Raw genomic sequence first — 21849 nt, forward strand, 5'->3', positions numbered from 1 at the left:
TCCTCTGAGGTGGGGTGGAAGGGGGGTGAGGGCGGGCGGCCCGTGGTGTCCGGTGCGGGCGGTGCGGAGCAAGTGCGTTCGGGTGCCGGGTGCCGGGTGTTGGGTGTTGGGCGTCGGCTAGCGCGGGTCGGTCGGGCCGCGGTCGGCCGGACCGCTCGGCAGCGTCACGGCCGTCTCCTCGATCCGGACGAAGCGGCCGTCGGGGTCGCGCCGCGCGAACACGTACACCTCCTGGACGGTCCGGCCGCCGTCGCGGTCGACCAGCTCGACGACGTGGCGCTCCGCGTAGCCGCTGCCGTCGGCGAACTCGTCCAGAACGGTGACCTCGGCGCGCTCGACGGCCTCGCGGAGCCGGACGACGCGGGCGAGGAACCCGGCGCGGTCGACCCAACTCCCGTCCACGCGCTGGCGGAAGGCGGGGGCGAAGTGCCGGTCGACCGCCTCGTGCGCCGGTAGCCGCCGGTTGTTGAACAGGTCGTCGACGGCGTCCTTGAGCGTGCTCATCGAGGTCCTCCCGTCGTCGCGCGGGACGCGCTTCTCGTCGTGGTGCTCACGGGCCGGGCGTCCCTCACGCGGCGGTGAGCACGATCTTGCCCCGGAGGTGCCCGCGGGCCGCCCGCTCGTGCGCCTCGCGGGCCTCCGCGAGCGGGAACGTGCTGTCGACGGCGACGCGGAGCGCGCCCGTGTCGAGCAGGCGGCCGAGTTCTTCGAGCTGCCGGCCGTTCGAGCGCACCTGGGTGCCCGAGGTGGTGACGCCCAGTCGGGCGACCTCCGCCGGGTCGTACGCGGCGAAGAAGACGTAGTACAGCGCGCCGCCGGGCTTGAGCGTCCGCAGGAAGCGACCGCTCCCGGGGCCGCCGACGGTGTCGAGCACCAGGTCGACGTCACGGACGGCCTCCTCGGGCGCGGTCCTGGTGTAGTCGACGAACTCGTCGGCGCCGAGCTCGCGCAGGAACCGCTCGTGCGGGCCCGAGGCGACCGCGACGACCCGGGCGCCCTTCCACTTCGCGAGCTGCAGCCCCAGGTGCCCCACGCCGCCGGCCGCGCCGTTGACCAGCACCGTCATCCCGGGGCCCAGCGGCCGGGGTCGGTGCTGCTCCTCCTGGAGGGGGTTCGGGTGGTCGTGCCCGAGCTCCACCAGGTGCTGCCACGCGGTGAGCCCCGACATGGCCGCCCCCGCGGCGTGCACGTGGTCGACGCCGGCCGGCTTGTGCGCGAGGTCGGCGGCGGGCGCCGTCACGTACTCGGCGTACGCGCGGCCGTCGAAGCTCGGGAAGCGGAGCATGCCGAAGACCTCGTCGCCGACCGAGAAGCCCGCCACGTCGGCCCCGACCGCCGCGACCACGCCGGACACGTCCGACCCCGGGACGGCGGGGAGGCGCACGGGCGGCCTCAGCTCGGGCGGGATGCCGGGCATCCCGTCGCGCAGGTACCAGTCCGGGGGGTTGAGGCCGACGGCGTGGACCCGGACCAGCACCTCGCCCGGCTGCGGCCGGGGGACCGGCACCTCGTCGCAGCGCAGCACCTCGGGGCCGCCGAACTCGTGCAGCCGGATCGCCTTCATCGTCTTCGCCGACATGGTGATTCTCCCTCTTCCCGCAGGCGGGATAGGCTAGGCGTAGCACCGCTACGCATATCCGTAGCAGTGGTACGAATATAAGTAGCACTGCTACGCATGTCAAAGGAGGACCCTTGCGAGCCGACGCCAGGAAGAACCGCGACCACCTGCTCGCCGTCGCGCGCGTCGCCGTCGCCGAACAGGGCGCCGACGCGTCCCTGCGCGACATCGCCCGGCGGGCCGACGTCGCCCTCCCCACGCTCTACCGGCACTTCCCGACCCGGGAGGCGCTGCTCGACGCCCTGCTCCGGGAGGGCTTCGACGCACTGGCCGACCGGGCGGCCGCACTCGAAGCCTCTGACCCGCCCGAGGACGCCCTCGTCGCGTGGCTGCGCGACTGCGTCGCGCTCGCCCGCGAGTACCGGGGCGTCACCGAGCTGATGGCGGCCGCCATCGCGGACCCCGACTCCGCGCTGCACACCTCCTGCGTCACCATGCGCGCGGCGGGCACCCGGCTCCTCACCCGCGCCCAGGACGGCGGCGCGGCCCGGGCCGACCTCGACGGCGCGGAACTGTTCGCCCTCGTCGCGGCCCTCGCGTGGCTCGGCGACCACGGCTCGTTCGTACCGTTCGCCGACCACCTCTTCACCGTGATCACCGACGCGGTCCTGACCGGAGGGGCGGACCGCGGCGCCGAGGAGGAACGCCACTGACGCCAGGTCGGGCGCGGACGGGGACGGGAGCGCGGACGGGAGTGCGGACGGGGGCGTTGGCGCGGGTGCGGGTGCGGGTGCGGTGTTGGCGCGGGCGCGGGCGTGAGCGCCCCCGGCCCGCCCCGGCCGGAGGCTGCTAGCATCGGCGCCGTCGCGACTGGCGAGAGGTGGAGCACCACCGGGGAGCGGCACCGCACTGCACGGGACCGGCACCGTCCGCCTGGGTGTCCTCCGAAGCCGACACGCGACTTCACGGAGGGGGCCACCGCCATGGACCTTCGGTACGGGATCAACCCGCAGAACACCCGCGCCCGGATCGAGCCGCTGCCCGGCGCCGAGCTGCCGCTGCGCCTGCTCAACGGACAGCCCTCGTACGTCAACCTGCTGGACGCGCTGAACGCCTGGCAGCTGGTCAGCGAGGCCGCCGCCATGTTCGGCCGCCCCGCCGCCGCCTCCTTCAAGCACGTCTCCCCGGCCGGCGCCGCCCTCGCCGGACCGGTCGACCCGGCCACCGCCGAACCGTACGCCCTCGACCCGGCCGCCGTCGGCCCGCTCACCTCCGCCTACCTGCGGGCCCGCGACGCCGACCCGAAGTCCTCCTACGGCGACCTGGTCGCCGTCTCGCACGAGGTCGACGCCGAACTCGCCGACCTGCTCGCCCGGGTGGTCTCCGACGGCATCGTCGCCCCCGGCTACGCGCCCGGCGCCCTCGACGTGCTGACCCGGAAGAAGGGCGGCCGCTACCTCGTCCTGGAAGCCGACCCCCGGTACGTCCCGTCCGCCGTCGAGACCCGCGAGGTGCACGGCCTGCGCCTGGTCCAGGACACCGACACCACCCCGCTCACCGCCGCCCTGCTCGCCGACGTCCGCACCGGCACCCTCACCCCCGCCGCCGCCGACGACCTGCTGCTCGGCCTCGCCGTGCTGCGCCGCACCCAGTCCAACTCGGTCTGCTACCTGCGCGACGGCGCCGCCCTCGGCATCGGCGCCGGCCAGCAGTCCCGGGTCGACTGCACCCGGCTGGCCGGCGCCAAGACCGACACCTGGTGGCTGCGCCGCCACCCCGCCGTCCGGGCCCTCGACTTCCGCCCCGAGATCCGCCGCCAGGACCGGATCAACTGGCGGATCCGCTACCTGGAGGGCGACCTCACCCCCGACGAGCGCACCCGCTTCGCCGCCGCCCTGAGCGGCGGCGGCGACGTCCCCGACGAGCTCGGACCCGACGAACGCGCCCGCTGGGCGGCCGAGTTGGACGGCGTCGCGTTCGTCTCCGACGGCTGCCTGCCGTTCCGCGACAACGTCGACCACGCCCGCCGCCACGGCGTCCGCGCGATCGCCGAACCCGGCGGCTCGCTGCGCTCCGCCGAGGTCGAGACCGCCTGCGCCGAACACGGCATCACCCTGGTCCACACCGGCCTGCGGCTGTTCCACCACTGACGGCCGGGTGCCGGAGCCCCGTCACCGGAGTCCCGTCACCGGCCTTCCGTCACCGGCCTTCCGCGATCGGCGTCCCGCTGTGGGCGCCGGGGCATCCGGTCCGTCCAGGCGCGCTGTTCGGGGGTGTCCGGGACGGCCAGGCCGCGGGCCCGGGCGATCCGGTCCCAGGTGTCGTCCGGGTCCGCGCCGGAGCGGACCAGGACGGCGGCCGCCAGTAGTGAGGAGCGGCCGATCCCGGCCCGGCAGTGCACCACCAGGTGGTCGCCCGCGGCCAGACGCCGGGTCAACTCGTCCACCGCCGGCAGGACTTCGGACAGGACGGGCACGGTGCGGTCCGGGATCGGCACGGCGGTGAAGCGCAGTCCGGCGGCCCGGGCGAGGGAGGCCTCCGCGGCCAGCCCGAGCTCGGCGGACTCCGCCGGGGTGAGCGCGCTGACCAGCCCGCTCACCCCGAGGGCGGCCAGCGCCGCCAGTTCCTCCGCCAACCAGTCGCCGCCGCGCGGCCGGGCCATGGTGCTGAGCCGACCCGGTCCGGGACGGTCGATCGTGAACAGGGCGGGACGCATGACGGGAGCCGACCTCCGGACGGGGCGGGGGTGTTCGGCCGCGCGGGAGGGGGCGGCCGGTGCGCGGTGCGCGGTGCGCTACGTGGTGCGGTGCGTACCGGCCCGGCGGTCGGCAGGACAGCGGACCGGGGCGTCGGCAGCGGGGAACGGCCGACCGGACGGGCGCGCGCGGACGAACGGGCGCGGCGCGGCGGCGGGCGGTGCACCGAGGCTAGCACCACCCGCCGGGCCCGAGGAGTCGGCGAGCCCTCCCGGCCGGTCCGTCCGGGCCGGTTCGTTCAGGGGTGCGGCGTGCCGAGGAAGCGCAGCACGGCCAGGACGCGGCGGTGGCCGGTGTCGGCGACCGGGAGGTCGAGTTTGGCCAGCCCGCTCAGCCCCGTCCCGGTGGCGGGGCCGGCCCCCACCGCCCCGTCCTGGTGGAAAACGTCGCGGCCCAGGACCACACCGGCACCAGGGCCAGGTGCGGCAGGACGCCGACGGCCAGGAAGCCGGCGTCGCGCCGCACCCGCCGGGCTCGGAGGACCGGGCGCCTCAGCCCGGGTCGAATCATCACGGCTCGACGGTAGGCCACCGCCGCAGGAGCACACCATGAAGCCCGCACCCGACTTCATGGTGAACCCAGCACCACCCCGCCCGAGGAGCCAGGCCTCCCCACCCTCCCCGCCGAACCGCGCCCGCCGGGGTGTCACGGCCCGTCAGCGCGGGAAGCACCGGGGCATGCGGACGGAACCGACCTCCTGGGCCAGGGCGCTGGCGGAGCACGAACTCGCCGGGCCGCTGCCCCGTCGCTGGGCGCACACCCGGGGCGTGGCCGAGCAGGCCGGACGGCTCGGAGGAATCCTGGGGCCCCGGACCGGCCTCCTCGTCCGCGCCGCTCTGCTGCACGACGTCGGCTACGCGCCGAGGCTGGCGGCCACGGGGTTCCACCCGCTCGACGGCGCGCGGTTCCTCCGTGACGCCCATGGAGCGGACGATCAGCTCACGCGGCTGGTGGCGAACCACTCGTTCGCGCTGCTCGAAGCGGAGGAGCGCGGTCTCCGGCGGGTGCTGGAGGCCGAGTTCCCGTTGCCGGCGGACCAGCGCCTGGTCGACGCACTGGTGTGGTGCGACATGACGACGACGCCCGACGGCCTCCCGACCACGGCCGGCGCGCGCGTGGCGGAGATCCTCGGCCGCTACGGGGCGGAGAGCGTGGTGGGACGGTTCATCAGCCGGGCGTCGCCGGAGATCCTCGCGGCCGTGGCGCGGGTGGAGGCGGCGCTGGCGGTTCACCCCAGGTAGGGGTAGGTGCCCGCGAGGTAGTCGCCGATCTGCTGGCGCATGCTGGGGTGGATGTCGTACTGGTCGAGGTCGGCGGGCCGGACGAAGCGGACGCCGTCGGCCTCGTCGTTGATCGTGGGTTCGCCGCCGACGGGGCGACCGATGTAGGTGTTCTCGTACTGCTGGCGGATCTCACCGTCGGTGTAGGCGACGATGTGGTGCGGGTTGGTGTAGACGCCGAGGAAGCCGGTGATCTCGGCGACGATGCCGGTCTCCTCCAGGCACTCGCGGACCGCGCACTGGGCGGCGGTCTCCCCGATGTCCTGGGCTCCGCCGGGCAGCGCCCACTGGCCCGTGTCGCGGCGGCGCTGCAGCAGAACGGCGCCGGAGTCGTCGACGACGAGCAGGTTGCTGGCCGGGATGAGGGTGTTGGCCTTGGGCGCGCTCGGGTCGTTGTAGTACTCAGTCCTGCCCATGTGTGGCGATCCCCTCCTAGTCGGGCATCCAGGGCCGCGCCCGGGCCCAGACTGCTTCGAAGCTCTGGACGTAGTTGTCGAACCAGCCGGTGGTGTCCACCCGCTTGAGGTGGAGCAGGGGGTTGGCGCTGGCCGGCCGGCCGTAGATGTGGGGGTTGACCAGCAGGTCGTCGTCGTAGCGGAAGAGGGAGTTGTACAGCGTGGTGTCGTGCAGCCGTACCTCGCACCCCTCCTTCGTGAGCAGGGAGCGGTAGTAGGTGAGGGAGGCCCGGATCTTGGCGGCGAGGGCGTCGCCGATGCCTTCCTCCCGTCCCCGGACGGCGGCGGTCTGCCCTCCGGGATCGCCGAAGCACAGCCGAACCCGGACGCCGTCGGCAGCCCGTTCGGCGAGCATCTCGGCGACGTGCGGATTGGACTGCGCGAAGAACGTCCCGGAGAAGACCAGCACGTCGATCTGTCCCCGGGATTCCCGTAGCAGGGACAGCCAGGTCTCACGGGGCACGCTGGCCCGGTTCTGGTGGGTGCCGACGAGTTCAGCGCCTGACCCGCCCGGCCGCCTGCCCGCACGGAGCTGCGGGTCCGGCCAGAGGAAGGTCTCCTCCACCCGCAGGAAACGGGCGACGCGGAATCGGTGCCTCGGACGGGGCACACGCCCGCCGAGCCAGCGACCGACGGTCTTGGGGTCCACCCCGCAGGCTTCGGCGAGCGCCTCGGGCTCGACGCCCCGCCGGGCCAGCACGGAGTGGAGTCGCTCGTTCACGGAGACCATCCAAGCGGAGCCGGGCGGGGCGCTGCAAGGAGGCCGCCGGGCGCTCGGGCGGAACTGACGGCCCGACAAGCTGCTTACCCTGGCGGCATGCAGCTCATCGTCCTGTGGGACATCGACCACACCCTCATCGAGAACGCGGGGGTGAGCAAGGAGATCTACGCCGCCGCGTTCACCGCGCTGACCGGAACCCCTCCGGTCACGGGAGCGTCGACGGAGGGCCGCACCGACCGCCTGATCATGCGGGACATGTTTCGCGGGCACGGTCTTCCGGAGCCCGACTGGTCGACCGTCGAGGCTGCTCTCACCCGGTCCGGCGAGGAGCGCCGGGGGGAACTGCGGCGACGCGGGACGGTGCTCCCGGGGGTGCTCGATGCCCTCGAAGCCGCTTCGGTCCGGGCCGATTGGGTGTCGTCGGTGCTGACCGGCAACATCGCGGCGAACGCCCGGGTGAAGCTGACGGCATTCGGTCTCGACAGCTCGCTGGACCTCGCCGTCGGGGCCTACGGCGCCGACGCGGAGCGGCGCCCCGACCTGGTCGAGGTCGCCCGCAGGCGGGTTCGGCGCCACCGCGGGCTGTCCGTCGGCGTTCCGGTGGTTCTGGTGGGAGACACGCCGCGGGACGTCGAGGCGGCGCTCGCCACGGGTTCCGGGATCGTCGCGGTCGCCTCCGGTGTCCACGGCCGGGCCGAACTTGAGGCGGCGGGCGCTCCGGTGGTGCTGCCCGACCTGTCGGACACGGCAGCTCTCCTCGCACTGTTGGAAAACGTCCCAGGACGTCCCTGAACCGTCCGCGAACGCGGTGGTGCGGTCCACGCGGGCTCCGCGACCATCGGATTCCCGAGGAAAGGCGCACGTGGATGACCGACTGGGAGTTCGTGAAGGACCGGACCGCCGCCGACGGCGCGGTGTGGAGGTCCGCCGACGGCCTGCTCTACAAGCGGACCGGCGGCGAGGACCTGCGGGCGGAGGGCGAGTTCCAACAACTGGTTTTCGGCCTCGGCTACCCGGTGCCGGAGATCGTCGACAAAGGCCCGGAGGGCGGGCGGTACTTCGTCGTCGAGCGCGCCATCGGCGACACCTCGCTGCACGAGGAGGCGTTGGCCGACGCAGGGCGGGACGGTCAGGTCAGCCATCGGGTGGTCGGTACGGCGGCCGCCGTCGCGTCGAAGCTGCTGCAGGCCCAGGCGAGGCACCCCCTCCCCACCACGCCGTGGTTCGAGAAGGCGGCCTTCGCGGCCGAGGTCTTCGAGGAGAACCCGGACTTCGACACCCCGCGCGTCCACGAGGCGGTCGAGCACGCCCTCGACCGGCTGGCCCGGCTCCCGATGGTGCGCGGGCACCTGGACTACGGCCTGCCCAACGTCCTCCGGGCCGGGGTCATCGACTGGCAGCATCACGGACCGGTCCCGCTCGGCTACGACGTCTACCCCGCGCTCGACATCGTGGCCTTCAAGGGCGGCGGCAAGGGCTACAGCGTCACCCCGGAACAGCGCACCGCCTACACCGCCGCCCTCGACGAGACCACCGCCTCCCTGATCGGGCAACGCGTCAGCGAGCACTTGAGCGACTTCCTGCTCGTCAAGTGCTTCTTCTTCCTCGCCCTCATGCGGCCCACCGACCCCGCACGGCACGACAAGCACGTCAAGTGGCAGTACCGCCGCACCCTCTTCACGACGGGACTCGATCAGTATGAGTCGTCCGGCACGATCGACACCGGCACCTTCCCCAGCCTGGAACGGTTCACCGCTGAACACCGGTAGGCCGGTCCCCGCCGTCCGCGACCGCGACTACCTGATGGACCACCACGGGGTCGTCTTCAAGGTCATCGGTGACAGCCACCCCGGCAGCCACTACCTCGGTTACGTCAAGTACCACCCCGACGAGAAGGGCGACCGCAGGCTGTTCGGCCGGACCTACCGGCAGAACAGCGTCGTGTCGAAGTCCTTCGGCATCCTGGCCGGCAGGCCGGAGTGCTACGTCTACTCCGACACCCTCGGCTGCGTCATCACCGGAATCCCGCGCGAGGACGTGGCCGTCCACTACTCCTGCCGCCGGGCCCTCGCCGCCATCCACGAGGACCCCGGTACGGTCGCCGACAACCCGGCCGGCAAGGACCTCCTGGCGATCGCCGGGTGGATCACCGCGAACGACGCCCGGGGCCTGATCGGCGTCACCGGCTCCTTCCTCGTGGGCTGCTTCAACGAGCGCTCCGACATCGACCTGGTCTGCTACGGGCCGGAGGGCTACCAGGCCGCGCAGGAGCTGTTCCGGCAGGCCGATCTGATCCGTCCGTACGACGGGGACGACCTCACCCGGCTGTACCTCCGCCGGGCCAAGTACCTGGAGGGCAGTTCCTTCGACGCCCTCATCACGCAGGAACGTCGCAAGCTCCAGGGACTCACCGTGGGCGCCGGCGCGCACGTCAACTGCGAACCCATCCGCTCCGACCGCGACAGGACCTTCGCCCGGATCTCCTCCAAGGAGATCGGCGAGATCTCGCTCCTCGCCAAGATCACCGACCACGCCGAGGGCCTCACCACCCCGGCCGTCTACGGGATCAAGGTCAAGACCATTCTCAGCTCGACCATCGACGAGACCGACTCCTTCGCCCGCCGGATCACCCACATGCGCTCGTACCTCGGCGCCTACACCGGTGCGTTCCGATCCGGCGACACCGTGCACCTGGCCGGCAAGCTCGTCCACACCCGGGACGGCGAACACAGCGGCTTCGGCATCGAACTCACCCCCTGGACCGTCAGCGGCTCCTACACCGCCCACCTGACCGGATAGGAGCCGCACCGTGACCCTGCTCGTCATCCGGCACGCCGAGTCCGTCGAGAACGCCGACAAGTACAACGGCTTCCACCAGGACCCCCGCCCCTACAGCGGAGCCGCCGCCCACGCCGTCTCCCGCACCATCGTCGGCCTCACGCCGCGTGGCTACCGGCAGGCCCAGTGGCTCGCCGAGGTCCTCCCGCAGCTCGCGGGCCCCGAGCCGCACGTCTACACCTCGACCTACCGCAGGGCGATCGACACCGCCGCGATCGCACTCCCGGCCCTCCCTGACGGGTGGCCCCGGCAGACCGCGCTCCTGGACGAGCAGCACTACGGCGACGCCACCTACATGACCAAGCGCGAGCTCTACGACAGCTACCCCGCACTCGCCGAGGACCGCCGCCTGCGCAAGCACCTCTGGACCGCGCCGGGCGGCGGCGAGTCACTCGCCGAGGGCGTGCTCAAGCGGGCCGCCGAGTTCGCCGCCCTCGCCCAGGCCGAACTCCAGGAATCGCGCACCGTCGTGGCCTTCACCCACCAGACCGCCGCGGTGGCGCTGCGATCCCTGCTCGAACTCCGCACCCTGCCCGAGATCCTCGCCGAGGAGCGCAAGGGCAAGACGCCCAACGCCGCGATCCTCCACTACCAGCTGCACGACGGCCGGTTCACCCGGACGGGAACCACCACCCCACCGATCTAGGAGGAGCCCGTGCGACACCTGTTCCTCAACGGGCCCGTCCAGAACGGACCCTTCACCTTCGCCACCCACCCCGGCAAGGCCGTCGGCATCCGCCTCGCCGCCGCCCTCAACGCCATCCTCGGCTCACCCCCCGCACCCCACCTGTGGAACACCGTCACCCTCGCCGGAGACCTCCGCCACCGCCAGGCCGACGGCCCGACGATCCCCCGCCGGCGCTTCGAGGCCGACCTGATAACCGACAAGTACCCGTCCGGACAGGACCCGGCGGGCGGCATCATGACCGACACCGACGCCGAGGTCGCCGACCTCGCGCTGGAGATGATCGAGACCAACCTCCGCGCCGGCACCCTCACCCTCAGCCGCGAGACCGTTCCCACCTGCCGGGCCTGCGGCCACATGACCGGCACCGGCAGCCACCCCTGCAACGCCTGCGGCAGCACCGACACCGAGGACCGTACCGGCCTCCACCTCGTCGCCGAACCCGCGAAGGACCGCCCCGTCCTCGACCGCTCGGACATCCACGCCAGCCACCGCCGGCAGCCCAAGCACCTCCAGCACACCGCCGGCAACGTCGCCGGGCGGCTGATGCTCTCCCGGACCCGCGACCACGGCATCGACCTCTCGCCCCTCGGCCTGGGCGGCCTCGTCCTCGACCCGCGCGCCGGCATCCACGCCACCGTCCTCGCCGCAGCCCGACGGCACGAAGCGGACACGGCCGTCATGACCATCACCGAGAACGCGGCCCACCACATCGCCGCCCACGGTCGGCACTTCCGCGAACACGGCGGCACCCGGCTCCAGTACGCCCTGCACGGCCGCCTCCCGTACGACCACACGGCAAGCCTGCAGCCGCTGTACGAGACGTACCGGGCGACCCGGGAGGTCGAGGACGACTTCGTGCAGTGGTTCCTGCCGCTCTTCTCCCTCGCGGCCAAAACCGGGACCCGGCCCGGCCAACTGCCCGCGCTCTTCAAGTATTACGTGCGGACGCGGCTGGCACGGCCCGACCAGGTGGACGAGGCCGTCCTCGATTTCGTGCGGTGCTCGGTCCGGTCCGGGCGGGTGGGGTGGATCGTGGACGGGCAGGCGCTGGGCGCGGTGATGGCGGAGTTCAGGGGGTGTGCGGGGGGCGGCCGGCGAGGCCGTGGAGGAGGAGGTCGGTGAGGGTGTCGATGACTTCGGCGTCGGGGTGGGCGGGGGAGGGGGTGGTGAGCAGGGCGTAGGAGAGCAGGGAGAGCATCGCGCCCATCGCGGGGGCGAGCAGGGCGGGGTCGCCGGGGAGGGGGTGGCCCTGTTCGGCGAGGTAGGCGAGGTGGTCGCGCAGGACGTCGGTGTCGTCGGTGAGGCGCTGCCAGGCCCGGCCGGAGCGGGGGCCGGCGGCGACGATCGACTCGAAGAGGGCGACGGCGACCGGCAGGTGGTCGCGCATCGCCTGCCAGGACGCGCCGAGGTGAGCGTGCAGTTGGGCCCGGTCGCTCAAGTCGTGGTCGCGCGGGTGGACCTCGGCGACGACCTGTTCGCGGGCCTGGGCGCGGACGTCGTCGAGCAGGGCGCGCAGCAGTTCGTCCTTGTCGGCGAAGTGCGCGTAGAACGAGCCGGTGGCCCGGCCGGCGGCCGCCGTGATGTCGGTGATCTTGGTGTTGAGGTAGCCGCGTTCGACGAACTGCCGCCGGGCGGCCTCCAGTAGTGCCGCCCTGGTCTCCGCCGCCTGCGCCTTGCGCACGCTCATCGCGTCCGGCCTCCCTCGCCTCGTCCTGTTCCGGCCCGTTCCGGTCGCGCCTTGACCCGACGCTCGTGCGGACATCATACTGACGGCCGGTTCAGTGAATCTAAATTCATTGAACGAGGATTCAGTGAGGGGTGGACACATGAAGGCGGTAGTGATCGGCGCGGGAGTGGCCGGGTCGGCGAGCGCGATCGCGCTGCGCCGGATCGGCGCCGAGGTGACGGTGTACGAGGCGTACCCGGACCCGGCGGGACCGGTCGGGGCGTTCCTGAGCCTGGCCGTCAACGGCCTGCGCGCGTTGGACTCGCTGGGCTGCCTGGAGGCCGTGCGGGCGGTGGGCTTCGAGGTCGATCGGCAGCTGATGTGGTCCGGGCGCGGCAGGCGCCTCGGCGACGTCCCGCGCGGCCGGGCGGCGGACGACCCGCTGCGCAGCGTGACGCTGAGGCGGGCCGACCTGGTGGCGGCGCTGCGGGCCGAGGCGGTCCGGCGCGGCGCGCGGATCGTGGTCGACGAGCGGCTCGGCGGCCCGGACGGGGGAGCGGGGCAGGCGGACGAGGCGGTGGCCGGGGCCGACCTGGTGGTCGGCGCCGACGGCCTGCGCTCGACCGTCCGGCGGATGCTCGACCCGGCCGGGCCGCAGCCCGCCTACGCCGGGCTGTACGGGGTGGCCGGCGTCGCCCGCGCGGTGCCGGAGGCGGGCCCGGGGCGGACGTTCAACATGACCTTCGGGCGGCGCGGCGCGTTCGCGCACCTGCCCGCGCCGGACGGCACGGTCTGGTGGTCCGCGCAGATCGCCGACCCCGTCGCGCCGGCCGAGATCAAGCTCGGCGCCGAGGAGCTGGCCGAGCTGTTCGCGGCCGAGGCGGTGCCCCGGCGGATCCTCGGCGCGACGGAGCGGATCGACGCGGCGACGCTGTTCCACGTCCTGCCGCCGGTCCCGCGCCGCCAGGACGGCCGGTGCGTGCTGGTCGGCGACGCGGCGCACCCGGTGGGCGCGGGGCAGGGCGCGTCCATCGCGCTGGAGGACGCGATCGCGCTGGCCCGCGCCCTGCGCGCCGAGCCGGACCGGCCCACCGCGCTGGCCGCCTTCGACCGCGAGCGCGCCGACCGGGCCGGGAAGCTGGCCCGTACGGCGGCCACCAACCGGAGCGCCAAGACCGCCGGCCCGCTGGCCTCCCTGGTCCGGGAGGCGGTGATGCCGCTGGTGTTCACCCGGGTGTACAGCCGGTCCACGGACTGGCTGTACGACTACCGGCCGGGCGCGCTCCCGCAGTGAGGAGCGGGAGCGGGTGAGGGGCGGGAGCGGCTGAGGGACGGGAGTGGGTGAGGAGTAGGTGAGGGGCGGGGGCGGCTGAGGGTGGAGCGGGGGAGTCAGGCCCGGACGAAGCCGATCTCCACCGAGGCGAGGAACGGCTGGACGCCCACGCAGCGCCAGCCGACCGCCTCCACCGCGCTGATGATGACGTCGATCTCCTTGCGGATCCGGCGCATCGGCACCGGCCGGTCGAGGTCGAAGCCGGCGACGAACGTCAGGTCGCCCCGCTGGTGGGCGGTCCTGGCGTCCGAGACGAGTTTCTGCATCCGCCAGGCGTGGATCAGGCCCACGGGATCCCTCCCTCTCGGTCGGTCACCTCCACTGTCGCACTCGTTCGGCGATCCGTCAGCAGGTCTGGCAGGTAAGGGAGTTGAGGAGAAAAGGGACCGGCCGGCCCCGGGGGAGGGGCCGGCCGGCGGGGGAGGGGATGCGGTCAGCGGGCGCCGAGCAGGTGCTCGATGGCCAGCTGGTCCAGGCGCTCGAAGGCCATGCCGCGCTCGGCGGCGGCGGTGACGTCGAACTCCTCGAACGCGGAGCGGTCGGCGATCAGCGCGGCCAGGCCGTCGGCGGCGGTCGGCTGGGCGAGCTCGTCCAGGCGGGCGGCGCGCAGCGCGTCCTGCACCTCGGAGTCGGCGCGGAAGGCCAGCGCCCGCTCCTTCAGCAGCAGGTAGTTGCGCATGTTGCCGGCCGCGGACTCCCAGACGCCGTCGAAGTCCTCGGTGCGCGGCGGCTTGAAGTCGAAGTGCCGCGGGCCCTGGTAGTCGGACGACTCCAGCAGGTCGACCAGCCAGAACGCCTGCCGCAGGTCGCCCGCGCCGAACCGGAAGTCCTGGTCGTACTTGATGCCGGACTGGCCGTTCAGGTCGATGTGGAACAGCTTGCCCGACCACAGGGCCTGGGCGATGCCGTGCGGGAAGTTCAGGCCCGCCATCTGCTCGTGGCCGACCTCCGGGTTGAGGCCGACCAGCTCCGGGCGCTCCAGGCGGTCGATGAAGGCCAGCGCGTGGCCGATGGTCGGCAGCAGGATGTCGCCGCGGGGCTCGTTCGGCTTCGGCTCGATCGCGAAGCGCAGGTCGTAGCCCTGCTCCGTGACGTAGTCGCCGAGCAGGTCGAACGCCTCCTTGAGGCGGTCCAGCGCCACCCGGACGTCCTTGGACGCGCCGTGCTCGGCACCCTCGCGGCCGCCCCAGGCCACGTACACGGTGGCGCCCAGCTCGACCGCCAGGTCGATGTTGCGGATGGTCTTGCGCAGCGCGTAGCGGCGCACGTCCCGGTCGTTGGCGGTGAACGCGCCGTCCTTGAAGACCGGGTGGGTGAACAGGTTGGTGGTGGCCATCGGGACCCGCAGGCCGGTGGACTCCAGGGCGCCCCGGAACCGCTTGACGATGGCCTCGCGCTCGGCGTCCGAGGAGCCGAACGGCACCAGGTCGTCGTCGTGGAAGGTCACGCCGTACGCGCCCAGGGCGGCCAGCTTCTCGACCGTCTCGACCGGGTCCAGGGCCGGACGGGTGGCGTCGCCGAACGGGTCGCGGCCCTGCCAGCCGACCGTCCACAGACCGAAGGTGAACTTGTCGTCGGGGGTGGGGGTGAGCTGGCTCATGGCGTACTCCAAACGCTGGTGATCGACCGGGGGGATCGACCGAGGGATCGACCGGTGGCCCGACGCGGATCGGGCCCGGCACCGACGGTAACCCGGATTGGGGGCTATTCGTAAGGCCGGAAGACAAATTAGTATGGCCAGGCCGCGAGGGGAAGCCCCCGCGCGCAACACCCGAAGAAAACCCCCCGGCCCGGACGCCCGCGGACCACCGGACGACCCCAGACAGGAGCAACGCCCATGGCACACCCGCAGGTGGTGATCGGCGTCGACAGCTCGACCCAGTCCACCAAGGCCCTGGCCGTCGACGCCGAGACCGGACAGGTCCTCGGCGAGGGCCGCGCCCCCCACCGGGTCGACTCCCGGCACGGCCAGGAGAGCGACCCCGACCAGTGGTGGGACGCCCTCACCACCGCCGTCGCCGCCACCGGCTGGGCCGACCGCGCCCAGGCCCTCGCCATCGGCGGCCAGCAGCACGGACTCGTCACCCTGGACGCCGCCGGGCGCCCCGTCCGCCCCGCCCTGCTCTGGAACGACGTCCGCTCCGCACCCCAGGCCGCCGACCTGGTGCGGAAGTTCGGCGCCCAGTGGTGGGCCACCGAGATCGGCAGCGTCCCCGGCGCCTCCTTCACCGCCGCCAAGTGGGCCTGGCTGCGCGCCACCGAACCCGACAACGCCGACCGCACCGCCGCCGTCCGCCTCCCGCACGACCACCTCACCGAACGCCTCACCGGCACCGCCACCACCGACCGCGGCGACGCCTCCGGCACCGGCTGGTGGACCCCCGACGGCTACCACGCCGCCGTCCTCGACCACATCGGGCTCGACCCCGCCCTGCTCCCCGCCGTCACCCCCGCCGGCACCGCCGCCGGACACGCCCTCCCCGGCGGACCGCTGCGCCCCGGCACCCCGATCGCCACCGGCACCGGCGACAACATGGCCGCCGCCCTCGGCCTCGGCCTCACCCCCGGCACCCCCGTGCTCAGCCTCGGCACCTCCGGCACCGTCTACACCGTCGCCCGCAACCGCCCCGCCGACCCCACCGGCACCGTCGCCGGCTTCGCCGACGCCCTCGACGGCTGGCTCCCGCTCGCCTGCACCCTCAACTGCACCCTCGCCGTCGACCGGATCGCCACTCTGCTCGGCCGCGACCGCCAGGACGTCGAACCCGGCGGCACCGCCGTCCTGCTGCCCTACCTCGACGGCGAACGCACCCCCGCCCTCCCGCACGCCAGCGGCCTGCTGCACGGCCTGCGCCACGACACCACCCCCGGCCAGCTGCTCCAGGCCGCCTACGACGGCGCCGCGTACTCGCTGCTCGCCGCCCTCGACGACGTCCTCGCCGTCGACGGCCCCGACGCCGCCGACCCCGACCGGCCGATCCTGCTGATCGGCGGCGGCGCCCAGGGCCGGGCCTGGCAGGACACCGTCCGCAGGCTCTCCGGCCGCCCCGTCCAACTGCCCGCCGCCCGCGAACTGGTCGCCCTCGGCGCCGCCGCCCAGGCCGCAGCGCTGCTCACCGGCGAGAGCGCCGACGCCGTCGCCCGCCGCTGGGGCACCGCCGACGGCCCGGTGCTGCCCGCCCTCACCCGGGACGACGCCGCGCTCGAACGGATCGCGACTACCATTTCGCACGCGGCCGCCCTGCAGGGGGACGGCGCGCACTGACGCGACACCCGGGCCGCCCCGCACCGAGGGGCGGCCCGGTCCGGTCCGGGCCGACCCGCGCGGGGCGGCCCGACAGACGCACGGACGAGCCGGACGACGGCACGGAGGAACGGGGCAGACGTGACAGAGGACGGGCAGCAGCCGTCGGACGGCGACCTCGCGACCAGGCGCGGCCCCGCCTCGCAGCAGGACATGCGGCGGCAGAACCTCGCCCTGGTGATGCGCACCGTCGCCGCCGCCCACCCGCTCTCCCGCGCCGACGTGGCCGGCCGCACCGGCCTGACCCGCACCGCCGTCTCCAGCCTGGTCGACGAACTCATCGGCGGCGGACTGCTGCTGGAGGGCGAACTCGAACGCAGCGGCCGGGTCGGCCGCCCCGGCCGCGCCCTGGTCCTCAACGGCAACGGCCCGGCCGGGCTGGGCCTGGAGATCGGCGTAGAGCACCTCAGCGCCTGCGTCCTCGACCTGCGCGGCGAGGTCCGGGTCGAACTGCACCGCCCCGCCGCCAACGCCGGCCGCCCCGCCGGGCAGACCCTCGCCGAACTCGCCGAACTCGCCGCGGCCGCCGAGGCCGAGGCCGTCGCGCTCGGCCTGCGGGTGGTCGGCCGGGTGCTCGCCGTCCCCGGCAGCGTCCCGCTGGACAACCCCGGCAACCGGATCGAGCACGCCCCCAACCTGGGCTGGCACCAGGTCGACGTCACCGAGCTGTGGCCCGGCCCCGGCACCGCCCCCGCCGTCGAGAACGAGGCCAACCTCGGCGCGCTGGCCGAACTCTGGCAGGGCACCGGCACCGGCACCTTCGTGCACATCTCGGCCGGCGAGGGCATCGGCGGCGCGCTCGTCCTGGACGGGCGCCTGTTCCGCGGCGTCCTGGGCTTCGCGGGCGAACTCGGCCACCTCACCGTCCGCCCCAACGGGCGCACCTGCTCCTGCGGCGCCCGCGGCTGCCTCGAACCGTACGCGGGCCTGGCCGCCGTACTCCGCTCCGCCGGGATCACCGACGACCTGGACCGGCCGGATAACCTGACGGACGGTCAGGAAGCCGACCCTATCACCGAGTTGGCCCGCCGGGCCGAAGAAGGGGACGCCGCCGTCCGGCGCGCCCTGCGGCACGCGGGCACCGCGCTCGGCACCGCGCTGGCCGCCGCGGTCAACCTGATCGACCCCGCCACGCTCGTCCTCGGCGGCGGGTACGCCGACCTCGCGCAGTGGCTGCTGCCCGCGATGCGGACCGAGCTGGCCGAGCTGATCCGGGTCCGCCCCTGGCCCGAAGAGGCCCTGCGCGCCTCGCCGTTGGGCCGCCGCGGCCCCGTCCTGGGCGCCGCCCTGGTCACCGTCCGCGGCCTGCACACCGACCCGGCCGGGCTCTGGCAGCCCGAGGCCGCCTGAGCCGTCCGGCCGACTCCGTCCGCCCGATCCCGTCCGCCCGATCCGTTCGGCGGGCGGGGTCGGGCGGACGCACAACGGCGGGGCCCGTCCGGGCCCCGCCGTCATCGTTCACGCTGTTCGGGTCGTTCGCTTCGTCCGCTCCGTCCGCTCCGTCTACCGGGAGGCGTCAACCCGCCCGTCTCCCGGGGGAGTCAGCGAACCGGCCGGTTCAGCGGTGCGCGCCCCGGCGGCGGCGACGCGCGACCAGCACGCCACCCGCGCCGAGCAGCGCCAGGCCGGCCACGGTGCTGCCGACCACGCTGGTGCCGGTGAACGCCAGGCTGTCGCCCGCCGGGCTCTCGGAGGCCGAGGCGCTCGGCGAGACCGCCGCGCCGGAGGGGCCCGCGCTCTCGGACGGGCTCTCCAGCACGGACTCGGAGGGCTTCGGCGACGGGGAGGTCTCCGTCGCGCTTGCCGGGCAGGTGTGCGACAGGTTGGACGTGCTGCCGCTGCCGGCCTTCACCTCGGCCACGGTCGACACGAGCTTGGCGCCCTCGGCCGACGCCAGGTGGGCGTGCTTGCCGACCGGGTTGGCGGGGAAGCCGGTGACGACCTGGGCGCCGCCCGGCTCGAAGGTCACGGTGAGCTTGACGAACTCGCCGCTCGGGAGGACGAAGTGCCAGCCGTCCCGGGCGACCGCGACGCCGGCGCAGGTGCGGACGGTCCCGGATCCGCGGTTCCACCGGTGACCGGACGCGTGGTGCTGGGCGGGTGCGTCCGGCCACCGGGGTCTGGGGGAGGGGGAGTTGCGGCGCGCGGTCGGTGCTGCTCGGTGCGGTGGCGGGACTCAGTGCTGCGGTAGGACGGCGGAGCGCAGGCCGCGCACGGTGAGTGCGGCGAGCACGGCGGGCAGTGCGGTGACGGTGTTGCGGTTGCCGTGGTCGTGCAGCAGGACGGTGTCCCCGGGGCGGGCCGTGGTGAGGACGGCGACGATCTCGGCGGGCGCGGTGCCGTCCCAGTCCCGGGGGTCGACGTCCCAGAGCGTCTCGGTCAGGCCCGCGTCGGCGGCGATCCGTCCGATCTCGGGGGAGGTGGCGCCGTACGGCGGGCGGAACAGGGCCGGCGGGCGGCCGGTGAGTTCGGCCAGGACGCGGTTGGTGGAGTGGATCTCGTCCCGGACGGCGGACGGTGCCAGGCCCGGCAGGGACGGGTGCGACCAGGTGTGGTTGGCGATCGCCATCCCGGCCCGGTCCAGGGCGCGGACCAGTTCCGGGTGGCGCTCGGCCTGCGCGCCGCACAGGAAGAAGGTGGCGCGGTGGCCGGCGGCGGTCAGGGCGTCGATCAGCTCGGGCGTGGAGTCCGGGTGCGGACCGTCGTCGAAGGTCAGCGCGAGGGTGCCGGACGGCGCGGGTGACGGGTGGGCGGCGGCGGTCTCGGCCATGCTGCTCTCCTCCGATCGATCCATCCGAAAGTTTCGAATACATTTCGAATGTTACGGTGTGACTCGGACGACGGTAGGGGAGCCCGGCGGGGCCGTCAACCACTCTGCGCGGCCCGGAACGTCCGGACCGCGCAGGAGAGTTGGCGTGCGTCGTGCAGTGTTCGGTTGTCGGTCGCCCGGCCGTCCGGTCGTCAGTCGTCGGTCGGCGGCGGGGCGGTGCTGGCCCGGACGACCAGGCTGGTGGCGAGGTCGACCCGGGTCGCGGTGGGCTGCTCGCCCCGGCCGAGCCCGATGGCGAGCCGGGCCGCGGTCTCGGCCATCTCGACCAGCGGCTGGCGGACGGTGGTGAGCGGCGGACCGACCCAGCGGGCCAGCGGCAGGTCGTCGAAGCCGACCACCGAGAGGTCCTCCGGCACCCGCAGCCCCAGTTCGCGGGCGGCCTCGTACACGCCGAGGGCCTGCAGGTCGTTGCCCGCGAAGATGGCGGTAGGCCGGTCGGGGCGGGTCAGCAGGGTGCGGGCGGCGGCGTACCCCGCCTCGTGGTGGAAGTTGCCCTCCAGGATCAGCTCCGGGTCGACCGGCAGCCGGGCCGTCCCCAGTGCGGTGCGGTAGCCGTCGACCCGGGCGCGGCTGCACATCATGCCGGACGGGCCGGAGATCATCCCGATCCGGCGGTGACCGAGGTCGAGCAGGTGCCGGGTGGCGGCCAGACCGCCCTGCCAGTTGCCGGTGCCGACGGCGGGCACCCCCTCGGCCGGGTCGCCGGCCGGGTCGAGCACCACGAACGGGATGTCCCGGCTGGTGAGTTGGTCGCGCTGGGCGGCGTCCAACTCGGACAGCACCAGCACCACGCCGGCCGGACGGCGGGCCAGCACCCCGTCCACCCAGGTCTGCCCCGGGGTGAGCCGCCCGGCGGACTCGGAGAGCACCACGCTCAGGCCCTCGTCCCGGGCGACGTTCTCCACGCCCCGGATCACCTCCATCGCCCAGGCGCTGTCGAGCTGGTGGAAGACCAGGTCGAGCAGCCGGGACGGCGGTGCGGCGGTGCGGCGGCGCTGGTAGCCGGTGCGGCGCAGGATCTCCTCGACCTTGGCCCGGGTCGCGGGCGCGACGTCGGCCCGGCCGTTCAGCACCTTCGAAACTGTCGGCGCCGAGACGCCGGCCGCCCGGGCGATCTCCGACAGGGTCGGTGCGGGGTCGGGTTCGAGTTCTGCAGCGCTCATGGCTCGGATAGTAGCGCCCCGAGGCGTCACGGGTGGGGTGGGTCGACGGCCTCGACCCGTGCGGGGAGGGGATCTTAGCGTTGTCGAAACATTCATCGATCATGCGAAAAATTCGCCCCTGGAGCACGGTGCGCGGGCGCCGAACGACCGGTCCGGGGCGCGGGGAGGCCGCCCAGGGGGCCGGAAAGCCGTACGCCGCCCAGTCGTTCAGCACCCGCTGTCGCAGTTCCGCCGGGAACGAGCCCGCGAAGTGGCGTTCGGCGAGGCGGTCGGGTTGCCGGCTGCCCCAGGGGCGTCCGGGTTCGGTGGCGGGGTGGAGGGCGCCGAGCCAGGCGGTGACGGCGTCACGGCGGTCGCGGAGGTGAGCAGCAGCCGACCGCCGACCGGGTAACCCGAACCCGGACCGCCGGGGCCGGTCACCCCGGCCAGCCGTGACTTTTCCATCTTCCCTGCCCCACACGCTCGTTCGGAGACCCCGCCGCGATGCCGCCGCGATGCCACCGCGATGCCGCCGTGCCGGTGGGGGAACCCCATGGCCTGTCCGGTGAACGATTCCTCGATCGTTCCGCGGGGGCCGGGGGCGGGAGAATCACGGCTGCCGGGCCGGTCGGTCCGGCGCGAACCAGGAGGTGGCGGAGTGTCGGGCGGCGAGAGCGGCGTCGACGGGTCGTTGGCCGCGACGGCCCGGGAGCGGTTGCGCACGGGGGCGGCGCCGGCCGTGGTGTGCGGCGAACTCGCCGCGCGGACACCGCGGTGGTCGGACGCGGCGCTGGCCGTCGGGCTGGCCAGGGGGATACCGGAAGCGGAGCTGCGGGAGCGGCTCGGAGGGGGCCAGCAGTGGCAGGACGAGTTCCGCCCGGGCGAGGAGGAGGCGTACGGCAAACTGCTGGAGATACACGGCGTGTTCGACGTCCCCAAGCAGCTCGACGAGCGGGAAGAGGTGATCGCCGGACACCTGCGGGCCGCGTGGGCCGCGATGGGCGGCATGGGAAGTGGCTACGCCACCGGCCTCTCCCGACGCTTCGTCAGGGGCGAGTTGTCCTCCGCCTTCCGGACGCTCGCCCGCTTCGGCCCGCGCCGGGGCCGCGGCCGGCCCGCGGAGTTCTGGACTGCCATGGTGGCCGCAGGTGAACTCCTCGATCCGGCGGACGGGGACGAGCGCGGGACGGTGGCCCGGGCGCTCGACGAGAGCCGGCGGCGGCTGGCCGAATCCGCCCGCTGACGGGCGGCGGCCCCGCGCCGGGCGGCCCCGCGCCG

23 protein-coding genes, 1 pseudogene and 1 riboswitch are annotated in these 21849 nt (G+C 74.2%); of the genes and pseudogenes, 12 read left to right on the top strand and 12 right to left on the bottom strand.

The genetic code is table 11. From position 1 onward, the window contains the following. Window positions 1-117: 117 nt before the first annotated feature. Window positions 118-504, bottom strand: a complete 387-nt coding sequence (locus tag ACWEO5_RS05195; RefSeq protein WP_452160288.1) for a nuclear transport factor 2 family protein — start codon at window positions 502-504, stop codon at window positions 118-120. A 64-nt stretch (window positions 505-568) separates the two neighbouring features. After that, the gene (locus tag ACWEO5_RS05200; RefSeq protein WP_452160290.1) at window positions 569-1579 is read right to left on the bottom strand and encodes an NADP-dependent oxidoreductase; all 1011 of its coding nucleotides are present in this window, start codon (window positions 1577-1579) and stop codon (window positions 569-571) included. A 113-nt stretch (window positions 1580-1692) separates the two neighbouring features. Here ACWEO5_RS05200 and ACWEO5_RS05205 point away from each other — a divergent pair, with 113 nt between their 5' ends. Both ACWEO5_RS05205 and ACWEO5_RS05210 read left to right on the top strand, forming a co-directional pair. Continuing rightward, a complete protein-coding gene (locus ACWEO5_RS05205) occupies window positions 1693-2271 on the top strand; it encodes a TetR/AcrR family transcriptional regulator (protein WP_452160292.1) in 579 nt (192 codons plus the stop codon). Between the two features lie 143 nt (window positions 2272-2414). Then, window positions 2415-2504, top strand: a riboswitch (ZMP/ZTP riboswitch). 37 nt (window positions 2505-2541) lie between these two features. Continuing rightward, window positions 2542-3708, top strand: a complete 1167-nt coding sequence (locus ACWEO5_RS05210) for a phosphoribosylaminoimidazolecarboxamide formyltransferase (RefSeq protein WP_452160294.1) — start codon at window positions 2542-2544, stop codon at window positions 3706-3708. 35 nt (window positions 3709-3743) lie between these two features. On the opposite strand, the gene ACWEO5_RS05215 is transcribed toward ACWEO5_RS05210, so the two are convergent. Both ACWEO5_RS05215 and ACWEO5_RS05220 read right to left on the bottom strand, forming a co-directional pair. Further along, the gene (locus ACWEO5_RS05215) at window positions 3744-4274 is read right to left on the bottom strand and encodes a protein-tyrosine phosphatase family protein (RefSeq protein WP_452160296.1); all 531 of its coding nucleotides are present in this window, start codon (window positions 4272-4274) and stop codon (window positions 3744-3746) included. A gap of 278 nt (window positions 4275-4552) precedes the next feature. Further along, window positions 4553-4636 (bottom strand): annotated as a pseudogene (locus ACWEO5_RS05220) (DNA-binding response regulator); the annotation flags it as partial. Between the two features lie 355 nt (window positions 4637-4991). Here ACWEO5_RS05220 and ACWEO5_RS05225 point away from each other — a divergent pair. Beyond that, window positions 4992-5555, top strand: coding sequence for an HD domain-containing protein (locus ACWEO5_RS05225; RefSeq protein ID WP_452160298.1), 564 nt, complete (start codon window positions 4992-4994; stop codon window positions 5553-5555). On the opposite strand, the gene ACWEO5_RS05230 is transcribed toward ACWEO5_RS05225, so the two are convergent. Continuing rightward, window positions 5543-6010 carry an NUDIX hydrolase gene (locus tag ACWEO5_RS05230; RefSeq protein WP_452160300.1) on the bottom strand — a complete coding sequence of 156 codons (468 nt, stop codon included), beginning with the start codon at window positions 6008-6010 and terminating at the stop codon, window positions 5543-5545. The genes ACWEO5_RS05225 and ACWEO5_RS05230 overlap by 13 nt on opposite strands. 16 nt (window positions 6011-6026) lie before the next feature. Beyond that, window positions 6027-6770: an XRE family transcriptional regulator gene (locus ACWEO5_RS05235; protein WP_452160302.1), complete on the bottom strand. Its 744-nt coding sequence runs from the start codon at window positions 6768-6770 to the stop codon at window positions 6027-6029. A gap of 96 nt (window positions 6771-6866) precedes the next feature. Between ACWEO5_RS05235 and ACWEO5_RS05240 the strand changes: the two genes are divergently transcribed. From ACWEO5_RS05240 to ACWEO5_RS05260, 5 genes are all read left to right on the top strand, one after another. Next, window positions 6867-7562 (top strand): HAD family hydrolase, encoded by a 696-nt coding sequence (locus tag ACWEO5_RS05240; protein WP_452160304.1) that lies wholly within the window; start codon window positions 6867-6869, stop codon window positions 7560-7562. Between the two features lie 74 nt (window positions 7563-7636). Further along, window positions 7637-8539: a phosphotransferase gene (locus ACWEO5_RS05245; protein WP_452160306.1), complete on the top strand. Its 903-nt coding sequence runs from the start codon at window positions 7637-7639 to the stop codon at window positions 8537-8539. A 34-nt stretch (window positions 8540-8573) separates the two neighbouring features. Further along, window positions 8574-9569: a hypothetical protein gene (locus ACWEO5_RS05250; protein ID WP_452160308.1), complete on the top strand. Its 996-nt coding sequence runs from the start codon at window positions 8574-8576 to the stop codon at window positions 9567-9569. Window positions 9570-9579: 10 nt separating this feature from the next. After that, window positions 9580-10254, top strand: a complete 675-nt coding sequence (locus ACWEO5_RS05255; RefSeq protein WP_452160310.1) for a histidine phosphatase family protein — start codon at window positions 9580-9582, stop codon at window positions 10252-10254. Window positions 10255-10263: 9 nt separating this feature from the next. Further along, a complete protein-coding gene (locus ACWEO5_RS05260) occupies window positions 10264-11418 on the top strand; it encodes a hypothetical protein (RefSeq protein ID WP_452160312.1) in 1155 nt (384 codons plus the stop codon). Here ACWEO5_RS05260 and ACWEO5_RS05265 read toward each other — a convergent pair. After that, window positions 11366-11983: a TetR/AcrR family transcriptional regulator gene (locus ACWEO5_RS05265; protein ID WP_452160314.1), complete on the bottom strand. Its 618-nt coding sequence runs from the start codon at window positions 11981-11983 to the stop codon at window positions 11366-11368. The genes ACWEO5_RS05260 and ACWEO5_RS05265 overlap by 53 nt on opposite strands. A gap of 139 nt (window positions 11984-12122) precedes the next feature. On the opposite strand from ACWEO5_RS05265, the gene ACWEO5_RS05270 reads away from it, so the two are divergent. Further along, the gene (locus ACWEO5_RS05270; protein WP_452160316.1) at window positions 12123-13256 is read left to right on the top strand and encodes an FAD-dependent monooxygenase; all 1134 of its coding nucleotides are present in this window, start codon (window positions 12123-12125) and stop codon (window positions 13254-13256) included. A gap of 95 nt (window positions 13257-13351) precedes the next feature. Here ACWEO5_RS05270 and ACWEO5_RS05275 read toward each other — a convergent pair whose 3' ends face one another. Together ACWEO5_RS05275 and xylA are read right to left on the bottom strand one after the other, a co-directional pair. Next, on the bottom strand, window positions 13352-13585 hold the full coding sequence (locus tag ACWEO5_RS05275) for a hypothetical protein (protein ID WP_344550202.1): 234 nt from the start codon (window positions 13583-13585) through the stop codon (window positions 13352-13354). A 143-nt stretch (window positions 13586-13728) separates the two neighbouring features. Beyond that, window positions 13729-14895, bottom strand: coding sequence for a xylose isomerase (gene xylA / locus ACWEO5_RS05280; protein WP_344550201.1), 1167 nt, complete (start codon window positions 14893-14895; stop codon window positions 13729-13731). Between the two features lie 237 nt (window positions 14896-15132). Here xylA and xylB point away from each other — a divergent pair, with 237 nt between their 5' ends. Both xylB and ACWEO5_RS05290 read left to right on the top strand, forming a co-directional pair. Next, window positions 15133-16560 (top strand): xylulokinase, encoded by a 1428-nt coding sequence (gene xylB / locus ACWEO5_RS05285; protein WP_452160318.1) that lies wholly within the window; start codon window positions 15133-15135, stop codon window positions 16558-16560. Window positions 16561-16680: 120 nt separating this feature from the next. Continuing rightward, the gene (locus tag ACWEO5_RS05290) at window positions 16681-17949 is read left to right on the top strand and encodes an ROK family protein (protein ID WP_452160320.1); all 1269 of its coding nucleotides are present in this window, start codon (window positions 16681-16683) and stop codon (window positions 17947-17949) included. A gap of 208 nt (window positions 17950-18157) precedes the next feature. Here the strand turns inward: ACWEO5_RS05290 and ACWEO5_RS05295 are convergent, their stop codons facing one another. The 3 genes from ACWEO5_RS05295 to ACWEO5_RS05305 form a co-directional block, all read right to left on the bottom strand. After that, window positions 18158-18568, bottom strand: coding sequence for an LPXTG cell wall anchor domain-containing protein (locus tag ACWEO5_RS05295; RefSeq protein WP_452160322.1), 411 nt, complete (start codon window positions 18566-18568; stop codon window positions 18158-18160). Between the two features lie 207 nt (window positions 18569-18775). Further along, entirely contained in the window at window positions 18776-19369 is a 594-nt protein-coding gene (locus tag ACWEO5_RS05300) for a polysaccharide deacetylase family protein (protein WP_452160324.1), read from the bottom strand. A 191-nt stretch (window positions 19370-19560) separates the two neighbouring features. Continuing rightward, window positions 19561-20592, bottom strand: a complete 1032-nt coding sequence (locus tag ACWEO5_RS05305; protein WP_344550195.1) for a LacI family DNA-binding transcriptional regulator — start codon at window positions 20590-20592, stop codon at window positions 19561-19563. Between the two features lie 637 nt (window positions 20593-21229). Between ACWEO5_RS05305 and ACWEO5_RS05310 the strand changes: the two genes are divergently transcribed. Beyond that, window positions 21230-21814, top strand: a complete 585-nt coding sequence (locus ACWEO5_RS05310) for a hypothetical protein (RefSeq protein ID WP_452160327.1) — start codon at window positions 21230-21232, stop codon at window positions 21812-21814. The last annotated feature ends 35 nt before the right edge of the window (window positions 21815-21849 follow it).

This window comes from Kitasatospora sp. NPDC004272, from assembly GCF_053603035.1.